Source organism: Buttiauxella sp. BIGb0552 (assembly GCF_004366275.1).
Taxonomy (GTDB): Bacteria; Pseudomonadota; Gammaproteobacteria; order Enterobacterales; family Enterobacteriaceae; genus Buttiauxella; species Buttiauxella gaviniae.
On record NZ_SODY01000005.1, the window covers coordinates 322,859 to 337,737 of the forward strand.

Sequence of the window (14,879 nt, forward strand, 5' to 3'; positions counted from 1 at the left end):
AAAATCAATAAAGATTGCTAATTGAGCATCACTGTTTCACCCACAACAACAATAAGGAAAAATAGTGGATAAAATACAAGCAATGCAGTTATTCATTAGAGTGGCTGAACTGGAGAGTTTTACTCGTGCAGCCGATTCTCTGGGCCTACCTAAAGGTAGCGTATCGCGTCAGATTCAGGCGCTAGAAGGGGTGCTAGGAACAAGGCTATTACATCGAACCACGCGTCGGGTACAACTCACCCAGGATGGAATGGTCTATTACGAACGCTGCCGCGATTTACTCGTTAACCTGGACGAATTAGATGGGCTTTTTTTACACGATCCCAAAAGTGTCAGCGGGCGTTTGCGCGTGGATATGCCGGTCGGCGTGGCTAGAAATTTAGTTATCCCCAAACTGCCCGCTTTCTTGCAGCAATATCCGGGTATTGAGCTGGAATTAAGCAGCAGCGATCGCATGGTCGATGTGGTGCGCGAAGGGTTCGATTGCGTTATTCGTGTTGGGCAGCTAAAAGATTCAGGCCTGGTGGCACGACCGCTAGGGAAACTGACTTTAATTAACTGTGCCAGCCACGATTATCTGGCGCGCTTCGGTTATCCGGAGAATCTTGACGATCTCGCCTCTCACGCTGTGGTGCATTACGCACTCAATCTCGGCAACCGACCGCAAGGATTTGAATTCCTGGAAGATAAAAACACGCGCTGGGTAAAAACGGGTGGCGTGATAACGGTGAATAGCACCGAAACGTATCAGGCGGCATGCCTTGCCGGGCTTGGTATCATCCAGGTGCCTCGTATCGGCGTAAAAGAGTTGCTGAAGAGTAAAAAACTGGTGGAAATCCTGCCGCAATATCGCGCCGAACCGATGCCGGTTTCCCTGCTTTACCCGCATCGCCGCAACCTTTCACGCCGCGTTCATTTGTTTATGGAGTGGCTGACGGGGCTGGTTAAAGGGTATGTGGACTAGCACCAGGCTATAATTTCGTGAAGAGCTTGTTTTATCTAAAGGAAAAAATAACCTGATGACTACATCGGATAACAGCGAGAAACGCCCGACTGAATCGCTCGATTATGAGCCTGTCGCCAAATTTCAGACGCACCCCAAACCCGAGCCTGCTGCTCCCGAGAAGCTCGATGAATCGGATCCATTGGTCAATATCAAGACAAAAAATGAGACGGTTAATCATACGATTGCCAGTGTCAATAAAGCCGCGAAACGCCCGATGGTCGCGCATCTGTTACGTGCCACCGAACGGTTTAATGACCGCATGGGCAATCAGTTTGGCGCAGCTATCACCTATTTTTCGTTCCTGTCTCTGATCCCGATTTTGATGGTGGCGTTCGCCGCTGCCGGTTATATCCTCGCCTCGCACCCTACACTGCTCGAAGAAATTTTCGAAAAAATCCTCACCAACGTTAGCGAGCCAACACTTGCCGCCACGCTGAAAAGCACCATTAATACTGCGGTGCAACAGCGTACAACCGTTGGCCTGGTCGGCCTGCTGATTGCGCTCTATTCAGGTATCAACTGGATGGGGAATTTGCGTGAAGCGGTGCGTGCTCAGTCGCGGGATAAGTGGGAAAGGAATCCACAAGATCAGGAGAAGTTCTGGGTAAAGTATCTGCGTGATTTAGTGTCGCTAATTGGTTTGTTGGTGGCGTTGATTGTGACGCTTTCTATCACGTCGGTTGCCGGTTCAGCCCAGGCATTCCTGATAACTCTTTTGCATCTCGACGGTATTGAATGGTTAAAACCGGTTTGGCATTTAGTCGGGTTAGCGATCTCTATTTTTGCTAACTACCTGCTGTTCTTCTGGATTTTCTGGCGTCTTCCACGCCACCGTCCACGCAAGAAAGCACTGATTCGTGGCACATTGATTGCGGCAATTGGTTTTGAGGTTATCAAAATCATCATGACCTACAGCCTGCCAGCGCTGATAAAATCACCCTCCGGCGCAGCATTTGGCTCTGTTTTAGGTCTGATGGCCTTCTTCTATTTCTTCGCCCGTCTGACGCTGTTTTGTGCCGCGTGGATTGCCACCGCACAATACAAGGATGACCCGAGAATGCCGGGTAAAACTCAAAGTTGATTGATAACAGGCTGGTACGAGATACCGTTTCAGCACATAAATCCAGCCTGTAACTTTTATTTAACCTAAAAGCAGTTTTATTCGCTAATTTTTTAAATATGAGAAGCACGACGTGGATATTTATTTTCTGGACTAAAAATTATCCTCTTATTGCGCGTTAATCGCACAGCGAGGGAGGCAACCGCGCGTTGAAATGCGCCTTTTGCTATGCGTAATATGGCTTTCGTTCGCTATAAATAAGAAAAATCTATGCAAGCCACCATCGCTGATTCAATCAATACCGAAACTGACGCCACACCCGTCAACTCACGTGGAAAAGTTGTCGTTGCCTCACTTGTCGGCACCGCCATCGAATTCTTTGATTTCTATATTTACGCTACTGCAGCGGTTATTGTTTTCCCGCATATCTTCTTCCCGCAAGGTGACCCAACCGCTGCAACGCTACAGTCTCTGGCAACGTTCGCTATCGCCTTTGTCGCCCGTCCAATTGGTTCTGCTCTATTTGGCCACTTTGGCGACCGCGTAGGCCGCAAAGTGACACTGGTGGCATCACTTCTGACAATGGGTGTTTCAACCGTTCTGATTGGCCTGTTACCAAGCTATGAAACCATCGGAGTATTAGCGCCGGTGCTGTTAGCACTCGCACGCTTCGGTCAGGGTCTGGGCCTGGGTGGCGAATGGGGCGGTGCGGCATTGCTGGCGACTGAGAACGCGCCACCACGCAAACGTGCGCTGTACGGCTCTTTTCCACAATTAGGCGCACCAATTGGCTTCTTCTTTGCCAACGGCACCTTCCTGCTGCTCTCATGGCTCTTAACCGATGAGCAGTTCATGTCATGGGGTTGGCGCGTGCCGTTTATTCTTTCTGCGGTGCTGGTGATAATCGGCCTGTATGTGCGTGTTTCACTGCACGAAACACCGGTATTCGCCAAAATTGCCAAAGCAGGCAAACAGGTAAAAATACCGCTCGGCACACTGCTGACAAAGCACTTGAAGGCGACCGTTATCGGCACCTTTATTATGCTGGCGACTTACACGCTGTTTTACATTATGACGGTCTATTCAATGACCTTCAGCACTGCGGCAGTGCCTGTTGGTCTTGGCTTCTCACGCAACGATGTGCTGTGGATGCTGATGATGGCGGTGATTGGTTTTGGTGTGATGGTGCCGATTGCGGGCTATCTGGCTGATAAATTCGGCCGCCGTAAGTGCATGATTGTGATCACCAGCCTGATGATTATCTTTGCATTAGCCGTGTTCCAGCCGCTGTTAGGTTCCGGTAACCCAACGCTTGTGATGGCATTCCTGCTGATTGGCCTGAGCCTGATGGGTTTAACCTTTGGCCCAATGGGTGCACTGCTGCCAGAGTTGTTCCCGACCGAAGTGCGTTATACCGGTGCGTCGTTCTCGTATAACGTGGCATCAATTCTGGGTGCGTCTGTAGCGCCGTATATCGCCACCTGGTTGCAGGCGAATTACGGACTGTTCTACGTCGGCTTGTATCTGGCGGCGATGTCAGCGATTACGCTGGTTGCTCTGTTGGTGTCGAAAGAGACACGCCATTTGTCGCTTTAGAAAAATTGAATAGCAGCGCGGGAAACACCGCGCTGTTTGCTCAAAAACCATCAAAAAGAAAATCTATCGCGCCTTTAATCTCTGCTCGCCATGGAAGGGCACTCCCGACTTCTTCGCGCAAAATCGCAGCATCAACACTTGCCATTTCATGGGTCATTAAGATGAAGCTTTCCCCCTCAATCTCAATGATTGGGCAAATCCTTTCGGCTAGTTTTGCCTGAACATAAGAAGCGTGTACCAATGGGATAACGACTCGCGTTGTTAATAAATCAACAAGATCGCTTTGCACATCAATTAGATAGGGATAATTTTTGTTTTTGCTACCGTTACGGTAGATATGAAATTGCATGATTAGAACTTCCGATGTTCATCCGCAAAGTTTCCGCACTGCTCCGTGATGCGATTGAGTTCCAGAAGTCCTTCACGGTTACGCTGCTTCCACTGCTCACGTTCGATTTCTTCAAGATCCTGAGCAATAACAACACTCAGGCGCTGTGACAAATTAAGACCATTAGCACGAGCACGAAGATAAAGTTCATCGTCGATCGTTACGCTCACGGTTCTTTTGGGATTTTTCATTGCGACACTCATGGTGTTTCCTCGTGCATTTAACACGTGTAAAGAGCACGTGCTAAATGCACTATAAAATATGACTATTATTTAATCAAATCACTTCTTCATCTGCCCCAAAATACGGCTGCACTGGTTATCACCGCCCTCGGATGGCGAGATCAACGCCAATAGCGCAGCGGCTGGTGTCACCAACGTCGCCAGGGCTGCTGCTACCGCGCCACGTGCAATTAGCGGCCCGGCTTTCACGCCTGCATCCGGGTTCTTAAAGGTGCCGCGCACATACAGCGGCGAACGCAGCGTGATGATACGAATCCCTTTGCTTTCAGGATCGATGGTTAAATCGAGTCGTTCGCTGGCAAAGTTGGTAGTCCCTGTAACGTTAATCAGCGCGTTTTCCGTATCAAAGGCGAATATTCGCGGCGTCGCGACCCCTCCACGTAAATCAAGGTTTGCCGCTGCACAGTTAATCCGCACTTCGTCATCACCAAAAATCTGCCCGACGATATAATTCCCGACATTGAGACCGACGATTTCCATCAGGTTGCGGCTGATAAGACCGTCGTTCATCAGCAGTTTCAGGTTGCCGTCGCTGCTGCCCAGTAACTCAGCAATAGAGTTGCCACGGCCCCGTAATTCCGCATCGCCGTTTAGCTCACCGAGCGTTTTCTGCATCGACTCCACCTTTGGCATCAACTGCTTGAGCTGCAAACGCCGCGCCTGGATATCCGCCGTGCCGCGCATCGGCTTTTTATCGCCTTCAAGATGAATGTTGGCGCTGATGGTGCCGTTCGCCATGCCAAATTTCAGCGGCGCAAGGCGCAGGTCAGCGTTCTTCAAAATCACGTGCGTGGATAAGTTACTCAGTGGCAGCGTGCCGCTGTGTTCGATACGGCCGCCTTTAAAGCGCACATCGGCATCCATCACATCCCACTTGTCGGTTTCAAAACGGTCATACGGCAAAACTTTGTCACTCGGCTGGACGGTTTTCTCGCCCTTAGCCTGCTCAGACTGTTTGCTTTGCTGCGCTCCTTTACCAGAGTCCACGCCAATCAGCGGGCCTAAGTCGGCCAGACGGAGCTGTTTAGACTCGAGGTCACCTTCCAGTTTCGGGCGTGGCTTGCCTTGCGAGTAGGTAAGCGAGCCGTGAATGTCGCTGTCGCCAATCCGCCCGTTAAAGTTCTGGTAGCGGAATACCGAACCTTTTTCAGTGTCGATTTTTGCCAGCAGGTGCCCATCCGTTTCAAACGGTGGCGTATCTGGCAGCAACACGCCGGTCAGATCGTAGAGATTACCCAACGAATCACCGGAGAATTTAAGCTGCAAATCGACGCCGCCCATTTTCATCGGGTCGTTAATGGTGCCGATGAATGCCACACGGGAATTACCGGAATGTACATCTGCCTGCACCGGGAAAGCGGTTTCGCCTTCGCTACGCAGCGCTAACATGCCGCCGATTTTGCCGTTGCCTTCGAGCGGCGCACCGTTATAACGGCCTTTCACTTTCAGGCCAAAGACATAATCTCCGGCTTTTGCGGCATCTTTGCCCGTGGGTTTCTTCCCTTCTACTTCACTAAACGGCAATGGCTTGCCGAGAGGGTCGACGAGGATTTCTATCTCGGCTTTGGTGAGTTTGTCGTTAATGGCGATGCGGCCCTTATCAAAAAGAATATTGTCCATTCTGAATGACCAGGCAGAAGGCGGCTGATTGGGATCTTTTGTCCCATCGCTGGCAAGTTTAAACGTCCAGTTGTTGTTTTTTTCTGACAGGCGAATCAGCCGCGCATCAGGTTGCACCAGCTTAATCCATGGGATATAGACCGTTTTCGTCAGCAGCGCGAGCGGCGCCAGGGTGGCGTCAACACGCGGTAGATGTACCATCGTTATTTCAGGAATGTCAGGTGGGTTACCAAGAATAATATCTTCGGCATGAACATGCGGCCAGGGCACCCAACTGCGCCAGCCCGTCTCTTCTTTGTTGCGCTCCCAAACCACACCTAAATCGCCACGAATCGCGAATGGCCGGTTCAGTTCTGTCGAGACTTTTTGGTTGATGGTCGGTTTGAGCCGATTCCAGTCAAACGTCGCAATCACAATGATTGCCACCACAACCAACAACAATAAAACCCCGACGACTCCACTTACGACTTTTCCAGTTTTTGTCATGCCTTTCACCCTTTCCTGATGTGGCTCACTTTCACTAAAGATAGTTTAGTGGGGCCAAAACGGCATCAGGAGAGGCGAATCAGCACATTCTCCAACTGTTCAAAAGGAATGGGCCGTGAGAGAAAATAACCTTGCGCGGCATAGGCGGGAGAGCTTTGGACATCACGCCATTCATCTTCCGTTTCAACACCTTCAACGATGACACCCTTGCAGTAGCGGTTCATCAATTGCAGCAGCATGGTGAATAAATTGCGGCCTTCATCGGTGGTGCGCAGCATGATAAACAAGTCACGTGCGACTTTGATGTAGTCATAGTGCATCTCACTTAATGCGGAGAAGTTCGCAACACCTGTGCCGAAATCATCAAGCCACAACGGGCCAAATTCCTGCATCCCAGCAAGCGTCACAGCCTGTGGTTGAGTGATGTGCTCAACCAGCTCAAAACGCACCCACGGCATTTTGTTGATAAGTGCAAGAATCGGCTGGTGCTGTTTCATCGCCATCAATGTCGGGCCATCGACATTGACCGAGGCTAAAATTTTATAGCCGAGGAAGACGGATTCCCATTCAGCCAACAGGCTAAGTTGCTCTTCGATAACCATCAGCCGCGTACGGTAAGAGACAGATGTGAAGTACCGATCCGGTGGAATACGAATTTCCGGTTCATCCGGATGTGTCACCACCGTGAGCAACTCTATTGCCATTAAGTTGCCGTCGATTTTATAAATCGGCTGAAAGGTGTACTGCCGCTGGCACTGCAACCAGAACCGCCGCTCCTGCAAACTTTCGACACTCGCTTCAAGCGTATTAAGCCGGTGAGTGATCTGCTTAAACTTCATCATGTACGTCCTGTTTACCTTGATAACTCAGATGGCTCATCGAGAAGTTATCGGCGTGGCGCATGAGAACTTTATGTTCGCTTTCAGTACAACCTCAATCAATGCGAGTTATCTAACATCGGCAATAAACTGCCTTAGCTCAAAGTTTTCCGAAACATCGTTTTAAATTGTTTGACTCGTTTTTAGCCGACCAGCAAACTAGTGGCAATTTCATTAATTCAGGTTTACTGCTATGCCAACGCGCAAAATCGCCGTTATCGGTGAATGTATGATTGAACTGTCGCAAAAAGGTGCGGAAGTTAGCCGCGGCTTTGGTGGCGATACCCTAAACACTTCCGTTTATATCGCACGTCAGGTTGACGCAGCCGATCTTGAAGTCCACTACGTTACCGCTCTGGGTGAAGATAACTTCAGCCAACAGATGCTGGACGCATGGCAGCAAGAAAACGTTCACACCGAGCTTACTCAGCGCCTGGAGCACCGTCTGCCGGGCCTGTATTACATCGAGACTGACTCTACCGGTGAGCGCACGTTCTATTACTGGCGCAACGAAGCCGCAGCCCGTTTCTGGCTGGAGAGCGATCAAGCTCAGGCTATTTGCGCAGAACTGGCACAGTTCGACTACCTGTATCTGAGCGGTATCAGTCTGGCTATCCTCAACGCGGCTAGCCGTGAAAAACTGATGGCGCTGCTGACTCAGTGCCGTGCGAACGGTTGCAAGGTTATCTTCGATAACAACTACCGTCCGCGCCTGTGGGCAAGCCGTGAAGAGACGCAACAGGTCTATCAGCAAATGCTGACCTGCACCGACATCGCGTTCCTGACGCTGGATGACGAAGATTTGTTGTGGGGCGAGAAGCCAGTTGAAGAAGTGATTCACCGTACCCAAGCAGCTGGTGTGCGTGAAGTGGTAATCAAGCGTGGCGCCGATTCTTGCCTGGTAGCGATTCAGGGTGAGTCAACATTAGAAGTGCCAGCGGTGAAATTACCGAAAGAAAAAGTTATCGATACTACGGCGGCGGGTGACTCTTTCAGCGCGGGCTATCTGGCGGTGCGTTTGACTGGTGGCAGTGCAGAAGAAGCGGCAAAACGCGGGCATTTGACCGCGAGCACCGTGATTCAGTATCGCGGCGCGATCATTCCTAAAGAAGCGATGCCAGCTTAAAACAACCTTCACCCTGAGGAGCTGTCTCTTACTCACATCTCTGTGAGTCGTGAGACAGTTCCGTTCACCAGGCGATAGTGTGTTTCATATAGCCGCTGTACAGGTGAACGTCTTAGGGTGACCACCGTCGTCACCCTAAGAACCCGGACTCCCGGCAAATGTTATTGCGCTGGCGGAATATCCGACACATCCAGCTTAGGTTCATCCGCTATCGGAGGCGCCTTCGAAGGAACCATCACTTTATCCCACGTCGCTTGCAAATCCTTCATATTGAACTCAGGTTCACCTTTCGGCTGCAGCAGCACTAAGGCCATCTCTTGCGACAACTGCTGGCGCAAATCCTGGTTCAGCATGTTCAGCGTCAGACTGTTCAGGAAATCCTGACGCAGCTTCTGATACTGTTCCGGTGCGATATCAACCACCTGGTTTTGTAGTGAACGCATGCGCTGGCTAATCAACACGTCGGTGTCAGTTCGCGCATAAGTGGCAAACAATTTGGCAAGCTCCGCTTTTTTCTGCGCAATTAACGCATCAAACTCTTCCTGCGAAAGCCCTTTATCACGCACCTTAAGCAACTCTTTGCCCACGGTCGCCAAATTAGCATTCAGTTTATCGTTAGGTGAATCAAGGTTGATGCCACATTGCGCACGCTGGTACAGCACACGGCAATCAAAGCTCAGGTTGAGGTCTGTCTGGTTCTGCTTGCTGAGGTTTTGCTGCACATGCCAGAACAGCGCCTCGCGAGCCAGATCAGCACGCCAGTAACGCAACAGCATGGAAGATTCACGGATCGGCTGCCAGGCGTTGTCCCACATCAGTGAGAGCCTGTCCTGACGCACGCTATCGGTCATCAGACTTACTGGAGTGCCTTTAAGCGGAGAAAGGGTAGCAACCGGTGCTGGCGTTTCGCGCTTGCCGGTCAGGGTGCCAAAGGTTTTGTTGATTTGATCGGCAACGCTGCGGCTATCGACATTACCCACCACAATCAGCGTCATCGCATCCGGGGTATACCATTTCTGGTAGAACGCCTTCAGCTGTTCGTTATCCACCGGCTGCTTGAGATCTTCTGCCGGGTCATGGCCCAACAGTGAGGAACCTTGCAAGCGATAGCGCCACCAGTTGTCTTTGGTGTTTATCGGCCAGGTAGCAACCATATCTTGAGTTTGCAGCGCGACATTCACCGTTTCAGGGGTAATTGCCATTTTGCCACTGCTGTCTGAAAGATAGGTTAGGGCTTCTTTGAGTAAATCATTGCGGTTATTTGGCAGGCTGAGATTAAACAGCGTGAAGTCATAAGAGACGATAACCGGGGGCAGCGGACGCGTTGGGTCCACACTTTGCTGCCATAGAGAACGAGCCTGTAGCGGCTGCAAGCTGCCGCTTTGTGTCAGCGCCAGACGAGGTAAAAAGTGGCTATAGCCGCTCTGTTGGGTGGTTTCAGTCAATGAACCAGTATTAACCAACAGACGAATTTCAATACGATCGCTAGGACGCTGAGGTGTGGCCAGGACTTGCCATTGAAAACCGTTGGCAAGCGTCCCTTGCTGCCAGGCTGGGTCGGGCTGTAGTGCTTCTGCCTGCACATTACTGCCGGCGGCGACCAACAGCAATCCGCCAGCTAAGAGTCGAATTTTGGTGCCCTGCATGTGAACCCCTGAAAACAATCCTGATTAAAAAGTGTAATGGCGACATAGCATTACGCAATAAAGCCACCATAAGTGGCATTTCATCACTCCGTTTGACCGCATCTTCACGGAAACGTCACTTTAAAATTGAAAAAAACGCCAAAGAAAATGGCTCAGGGGTCAATTATGCGCAGCAGCCCACAGCGAGGGCAAGTCGCTGCGGGCAATTGAGGGGGTTAAGACGAGACTTCGCTCACTTTTTTTGCAGATTGTGGATTATCAAGAGTTTCTTTCAACTGTTTCTCATCCAGTTGCTTCACCCACTTCGCCACTACGACCGTCGCAACACCGTTACCGACCAGGTTTGTCAGCGCACGGGCTTCCGACATAAAGCGGTCAATACCCAGAATCAGCGCTAGTCCTGCTACCGGCAGATGCCCGACAGCGGAGATGGTCGCAGCCAACACAATGAAGCCGCTTCCGGTCACACCCGCCGCTCCTTTGGAGGAGAGCAGCAACACCACCAGCAGCGTGATTTGATGGAAGATATCCATATGGCTGTTGGTTGCCTGCGCGATAAACACCGCCGCCATCGTCAGATAAATGGAGGTACCATCTAGGTTAAACGAGTAACCGGTTGGAATCACAAGCCCCACAACCGATTTGCGGCAGCCGAGTTTTTCCATTTTATCGAGCATTCTTGGCAGCGCAGATTCAGACGAAGATGTACCCAGCACAATCAGCAGCTCTTCTTTGATGTAACGGATAAATTTGAAGATGCTGAAACCGGTCACTTTGGCGATAGAACCTAACACCAACACCACGAATAAAATACAGGTGATGTAGAAGCAGATAATCAGCTGGCCGAGCTGCACCAACGAACCCACACCATATTTACCGATGGTAAACGCCATGGCACCGAAAGCACCGATTGGCGCAAGGCGCATGATCATATTGATGATGCCGAAAATGACCTGCGAGAAACTTTCAATCACGTTGAAAATCAATTGCCCTTTGTGGCCCAGGCGATGCAGTGCAAAACCAAACAGCACCGCAAACAGCAACACTTGCAAGATATTGCCACTGGCAAACGCACCAATCACGCTACCTGGAATCACATCCAATAAGAACGCGGTCACGCCCTGTTGTTGCGCCTGCTCGGCATAAATCGCCACGGCTTTCGCATCAAGCGTTGCCGGGTCAACGTTCATACCTGCCCCTGGCTGCAGGACGTTGACGACAATCAGGCCGATGATCAGCGCAATAGTGCTGACGACTTCGAAATAGAGTAGTGCCACAGCACCCGTGCGGCCCACAGCTTTCATGCTTTCCATGCCAGCGATGCCGGTCACAACCGTACAGAAGATAACCGGGGCGATAATCATTTTAATCAATTTAACAAACGCATCGCCGAGCGGTTTCATCTGTGCGCCTATTTCCGGGTAGAAATGTCCCAGCAAGATGCCGACGGCTATCGCCGTAAGAACCTGGAAGTAGAGGCTTTTGAAGAGAGAGAGTTTCATAGGGTGTCCTTGAGAGGTAGAGATTCCACAAAACCTTTCGGTTTGCGGCACCAAAAATAACACCCTCAAAAACACCCAGAAGTGATATAGCGCTAATTTGTAAACATAATTGTTAAATAATTGAACTGACTCGCGCCAGCCACGTAACATTTACAACAAATAATTTACTATTGAGCGGTAGATAGATACTGCGCATCAAACTCTTTAAGTGTCATGGCTCTGGAGAACAGGTACCCCTGTGCAAGAGTCACGCCTTCGTTTAATAGCCAGTCACACTGAGCCTGGTTCTCAATCCCTTCAGCTACCAGTTTCAGCCCCAGGGTTTTCGCCATACCGATAATCACGCCAGCCATCGCACTGTCTTCCGGCAAGCCATCGATAAAGCTCTTGTCGAGTTTCAGGGTATCTACCGGCAGCGCTTTCAAATGGTGCAAATGGCGCAGGCTGGCATAGCCCATCCCAAAGTCATCCAGTGCGATGCGCACTCCGGCTTTACGCAGAGGCCGCAAAATACCGATCGCTTTTTTGGGATCGTCGATATGATGACTTTCCGTCACTTCCAGAGTCAACATGCCCGGCTGAATACGGTAACGCGTCAACAACTCTAACAGTGAAGAGCCCATTTCTTCGTGCAGCAACTGATGTGCAGAGACATTCACACATAACGACATCGTGATGCCCTGGCTCTGCCAACCCGCCAGGACGCGGCAAGCTTCTTCAAGTACCCAGTTGCCGATGGTGAACATCAGACCACAATCTTCAATACGCTCAATCAAATCGTCAGGTAACGCCCAGCTGCCATCAGGCTGTTGCATACGCAGCAAAACCTCTGCGCTCACAACTTCGCGGGTATGCATGTTGACCTGCGGTTGCAGCCAAATCGCGAACTGCTGGTTCTCTAAAGCGTTCACTAAATCGTGTTCCTGAGTCAGATGGCGTTGAGCCAGTTCCATCTGTTCAGGGTCAAAGAATTGAATCTGATTTTTGCCATGGCGGCGGGCGGAAAATGCCGCCGATACTGCACGACGATACAATTGTTCTGCTGCCAAACCGCCGTGATACATCGCAATACCGATGCTGGCCGTAGGTTTAAGGGAGATCGATTGAATCGGTAATTTTTCGTTGAGCACCGTCAGTATTTGCTTTGCCAGTGCCATCGCCTGCCAGGCGTCCTGAACACCATGCGCAATAATGCCGAAGTCGTTGCCACTAAGCTGTGCCAGAACCATATTTGGCGAGAGAACACTTTTAATTTTTTCGACCAGCGTCAGCAACAGCATTTCGCGCTGCTCTTCATTTAACACGCCCGCTGCATCCTGCAAGGTTTCGCTGGCAATCACGATCAGTGTGCTGTTCTTCCCACTCGCCGTGAGTTGTTCAAGCAACGCCAGGAACAGGGCTTTATTTGGCAGTTCTGTGAGCGTGTTCCGGGTGCTCACAGCGCTCATTTCTTCATGCAAGCGCAGCGACATTTGTTGATTGCGGTTATAGCTGCGCACCAGCATCCCAATCTCATCGTCATGATGAAGATGCGGCAGTTTGAGCTGATGACTCGCCGCATCTTGCGGACTCAAGCTGTCGAGCTCACGAGCGATTTTGCGGATCGGGTGCACAATTAAACGGTTAATCGACCAGCTGATGGCAACCGAGAGAATCAGCGCCAGTAGCAAATATGTGGTCAGCAACGTGGAAATCGTACTGATGATGAATTTGTACATCCGCCAGGAATCCGCCTGCAGCACCAGATAGGCCAACGGCTGCGGGTTTGCCGGGCGCTCAAGTGAATACAGCGGTAACGAAATTTGCACCGGGAGCTCAAACAGGCGAGCAATCCACATTGGAATCGGGCGTTCCGGTGCAAAGCTCTGGCGTAACGCCTGGAACTGATTAGGTAAAACAACATCTGCCCGGCTGATAATCCCGGAGGGTTGTATTTGATTAAGAATGAATTCAGCCTGAGGAATATCTGCTTTAAGGATTGCTGCAGACAGCGGAATACGCACCGAATGGGCGATTTTCTCCATCTGGCTTGCAGTGTCGTAGCGGCTTTGCTGCACAAAGTGAAAAAGCTGTACCACGATAAAAATGAAAATAAACAATATGGAAACGGCTGACACCATTGCCATTTGTTTAATCGTTAATGAACGACTGACTCGCAAACTTACTCTCCGCAATTACCGTGCCGTATAGGGCATATTCTTAAGCAGGCTGAGTATACTGCATTGTAGCGACGTTTAGGTGTTGAGGCAGGCTTATCAGGGAAATCTTCAGGATGTTCCCTCTCCTGATGGAGAGGGTTAGGGTGAGGGGGCTGCGCACTATCAAAAATCACCTCACCGACAAAGCCACCAGCATCTTCAAACTCGCAGAATAATAATCGTCCTGAGCCATAATTTGCGGCTGCTCAACACTTGCCGACTGGAGCACTAAATCGCGTACCGCCAACAATCCACCATTCATCATATATGGCGCGGGATCGCCGGTTGTCACATTCACCCAGGCAGGAGTTTTGTCGCGTGCAAAGCGTCCCCACCAGTTTTTGTAAACCTGAAGCTCCGGGCTGCTATGGTTAAACCATGATACGTACAGCGGAACGCGGATCGCATCGTAACTAAAACGGGCAGGCCACTCTTTTGCCGGAACAGTACGACCATCGGAATAGAGTGAAACCCAGTCCGAAGGGAGTTGTGGATCACCAAAGTGCATTTTCCCCAACAACTTCTGCCCGTCGCTAATCAAATCCTTCCACACCATTAAATGGCTGCGGTTAGCAAAATCCTGCCAGGCCGGAAGAATAAAATAGGAAGGGTTAAGGTTCACATAACTATTGAGATTAAAGCCTTTGGCTCCGGGCAGCATTACCTGGTAACCCGCAAAACGGACCACGTTATGTGCAACCAGTGCCTTGGTAATCGCATCTGATTCGTTGAGATAACCCTGGTTTTTCCACTTTGTTCCCGCCTTAAGCAACGCCCATGCGATAAAAGTATCGCCATCGGTGGCGTTATTTTTATCGGTGATCGGCTGCGCCTCGATCGGGTTGTATCTCCAGTAAAACAGACCGTTTTCGGGATTTTTCAGGGTTTTTCGCGTCCAGTCCCACATTTTATCGAAACTGGCTTGATCATCGTTGACCACCGCCATCATCATGGCAAAGCCCTGACCTTCGGTGTGGCTAACGTTTTTATTGCCGGTGTCGACGATGCGACCATCAGGCATTAAAAACCGTGATTTATAGCTATCCCATGCATTCTCAGCCAGCGCTTGCTGACTAAAAATCAAGGCAAACACTGCCACTATCAGCGTCTTGCATCGCTGCCACATCGAAG

General features: G+C 50.5%; 12 protein-coding genes. 4 read left to right on the forward strand and 8 right to left on the reverse strand.

The features are described from left to right. The first annotated feature begins 64 nt into the window (after nt 1–64). From EDF88_RS16660 to EDF88_RS16670, 3 genes are all read left to right on the forward strand, one after another. The gene (locus tag EDF88_RS16660; protein ID WP_134185920.1) at nt 65–964 is read left to right on the forward strand and encodes a LysR family transcriptional regulator; all 900 of its coding nucleotides are present in this window, start codon (nt 65–67) and stop codon (nt 962–964) included. A gap of 55 nt (nt 965–1,019) precedes the next feature. After that, nucleotides 1,020–2,087 carry an inner membrane protein YhjD gene (yhjD, locus tag EDF88_RS16665; protein ID WP_134185922.1) on the forward strand — a complete coding sequence of 356 codons (1,068 nt, stop codon included), beginning with the start codon at nt 1,020–1,022 and terminating at the stop codon, nt 2,085–2,087. Between the two features lie 249 nt (nt 2,088–2,336). Next, entirely contained in the window at nt 2,337–3,662 is a 1,326-nt protein-coding gene (locus EDF88_RS16670; protein ID WP_064514729.1) for an MFS transporter, read from the forward strand. 40 nt (nt 3,663–3,702) lie between these two features. On the opposite strand, the gene EDF88_RS16675 is transcribed toward EDF88_RS16670, so the two are convergent. The 4 genes from EDF88_RS16675 to pdeH form a co-directional block, all read right to left on the reverse strand. Continuing rightward, nucleotides 3,703–4,011, reverse strand: a complete 309-nt coding sequence (locus EDF88_RS16675) for a CcdB family protein (RefSeq protein ID WP_134185924.1) — start codon at nt 4,009–4,011, stop codon at nt 3,703–3,705. 2 nt (nt 4,012–4,013) lie between these two features. Beyond that, nucleotides 4,014–4,253 (reverse strand): type II toxin-antitoxin system CcdA family antitoxin, encoded by a 240-nt coding sequence (locus EDF88_RS16680; RefSeq protein ID WP_243839630.1) that lies wholly within the window; start codon nt 4,251–4,253, stop codon nt 4,014–4,016. A gap of 78 nt (nt 4,254–4,331) precedes the next feature. Beyond that, on the reverse strand, nt 4,332–6,398 hold the full coding sequence (locus tag EDF88_RS16685) for an AsmA family protein (RefSeq protein WP_134185926.1): 2,067 nt from the start codon (nt 6,396–6,398) through the stop codon (nt 4,332–4,334). A 65-nt stretch (nt 6,399–6,463) separates the two neighbouring features. Continuing rightward, nucleotides 6,464–7,237, reverse strand: a complete 774-nt coding sequence (pdeH, locus tag EDF88_RS16690) for a cyclic-guanylate-specific phosphodiesterase (RefSeq protein ID WP_064514738.1) — start codon at nt 7,235–7,237, stop codon at nt 6,464–6,466. Nucleotides 7,238–7,469: 232 nt separating this feature from the next. Between pdeH and EDF88_RS16695 the strand changes: the two genes are divergently transcribed. Further along, the gene (locus EDF88_RS16695; protein WP_064514740.1) at nt 7,470–8,402 is read left to right on the forward strand and encodes a sugar kinase; all 933 of its coding nucleotides are present in this window, start codon (nt 7,470–7,472) and stop codon (nt 8,400–8,402) included. Nucleotides 8,403–8,563: 161 nt separating this feature from the next. On the opposite strand, the gene EDF88_RS16700 is transcribed toward EDF88_RS16695, so the two are convergent. From EDF88_RS16700 to EDF88_RS16715, 4 genes are all read right to left on the reverse strand, one after another. Then, on the reverse strand, nt 8,564–10,048 hold the full coding sequence (locus EDF88_RS16700) for a pitrilysin family protein (protein ID WP_134185928.1): 1,485 nt from the start codon (nt 10,046–10,048) through the stop codon (nt 8,564–8,566). Nucleotides 10,049–10,263: 215 nt separating this feature from the next. Continuing rightward, nucleotides 10,264–11,550 (reverse strand): dicarboxylate/amino acid:cation symporter, encoded by a 1,287-nt coding sequence (locus tag EDF88_RS16705; protein WP_064514745.1) that lies wholly within the window; start codon nt 11,548–11,550, stop codon nt 10,264–10,266. A 167-nt stretch (nt 11,551–11,717) separates the two neighbouring features. Continuing rightward, complete coding sequence (gene hmsP / locus EDF88_RS16710; protein WP_134185930.1) at nt 11,718–13,709, reverse strand: biofilm formation regulator HmsP; 1,992 nt, start codon at nt 13,707–13,709, stop codon at nt 11,718–11,720. Between the two features lie 169 nt (nt 13,710–13,878). After that, nucleotides 13,879–14,874, reverse strand: coding sequence for a glycosyl hydrolase family 8 (locus EDF88_RS16715; protein ID WP_134185932.1), 996 nt, complete (start codon nt 14,872–14,874; stop codon nt 13,879–13,881). Between the last annotated feature and the right edge of the window lie 5 nt (nt 14,875–14,879).

What these genes read in the sequence shown, in the direction of transcription:
- yhjD (WP_134185922.1), top strand. Translation starts at nt 1,020, where the DNA reads ATGACTACATCGGATAACAGCGAGAAACGCCCGACTGAATCGCTCGAT.
- EDF88_RS16670 (WP_064514729.1), top strand. Translation starts at nt 2,337, where the DNA reads ATGCAAGCCACCATCGCTGATTCAATCAATACCGAAACTGACGCCACA.
- EDF88_RS16675 (WP_134185924.1), bottom strand. Translation starts at nt 4,011, where the DNA reads ATGCAATTTCATATCTACCGTAACGGTAGCAAAAACAAAAATTATCCC.
- EDF88_RS16680 (WP_243839630.1), bottom strand. Translation starts at nt 4,253, where the DNA reads ATGAGTGTCGCAATGAAAAATCCCAAAAGAACCGTGAGCGTAACGATC.
- EDF88_RS16685 (WP_134185926.1), bottom strand. Translation starts at nt 6,398, where the DNA reads ATGACAAAAACTGGAAAAGTCGTAAGTGGAGTCGTCGGGGTTTTATTG.
- pdeH (WP_064514738.1), bottom strand. Translation starts at nt 7,237, where the DNA reads ATGAAGTTTAAGCAGATCACTCACCGGCTTAATACGCTTGAAGCGAGT.
- EDF88_RS16695 (WP_064514740.1), top strand. Translation starts at nt 7,470, where the DNA reads ATGCCAACGCGCAAAATCGCCGTTATCGGTGAATGTATGATTGAACTG.
- EDF88_RS16700 (WP_134185928.1), bottom strand. Translation starts at nt 10,048, where the DNA reads ATGCAGGGCACCAAAATTCGACTCTTAGCTGGCGGATTGCTGTTGGTC.
- EDF88_RS16705 (WP_064514745.1), bottom strand. Translation starts at nt 11,550, where the DNA reads ATGAAACTCTCTCTCTTCAAAAGCCTCTACTTCCAGGTTCTTACGGCG.
- EDF88_RS16715 (WP_134185932.1), bottom strand. Translation starts at nt 14,874, where the DNA reads ATGTGGCAGCGATGCAAGACGCTGATAGTGGCAGTGTTTGCCTTGATT.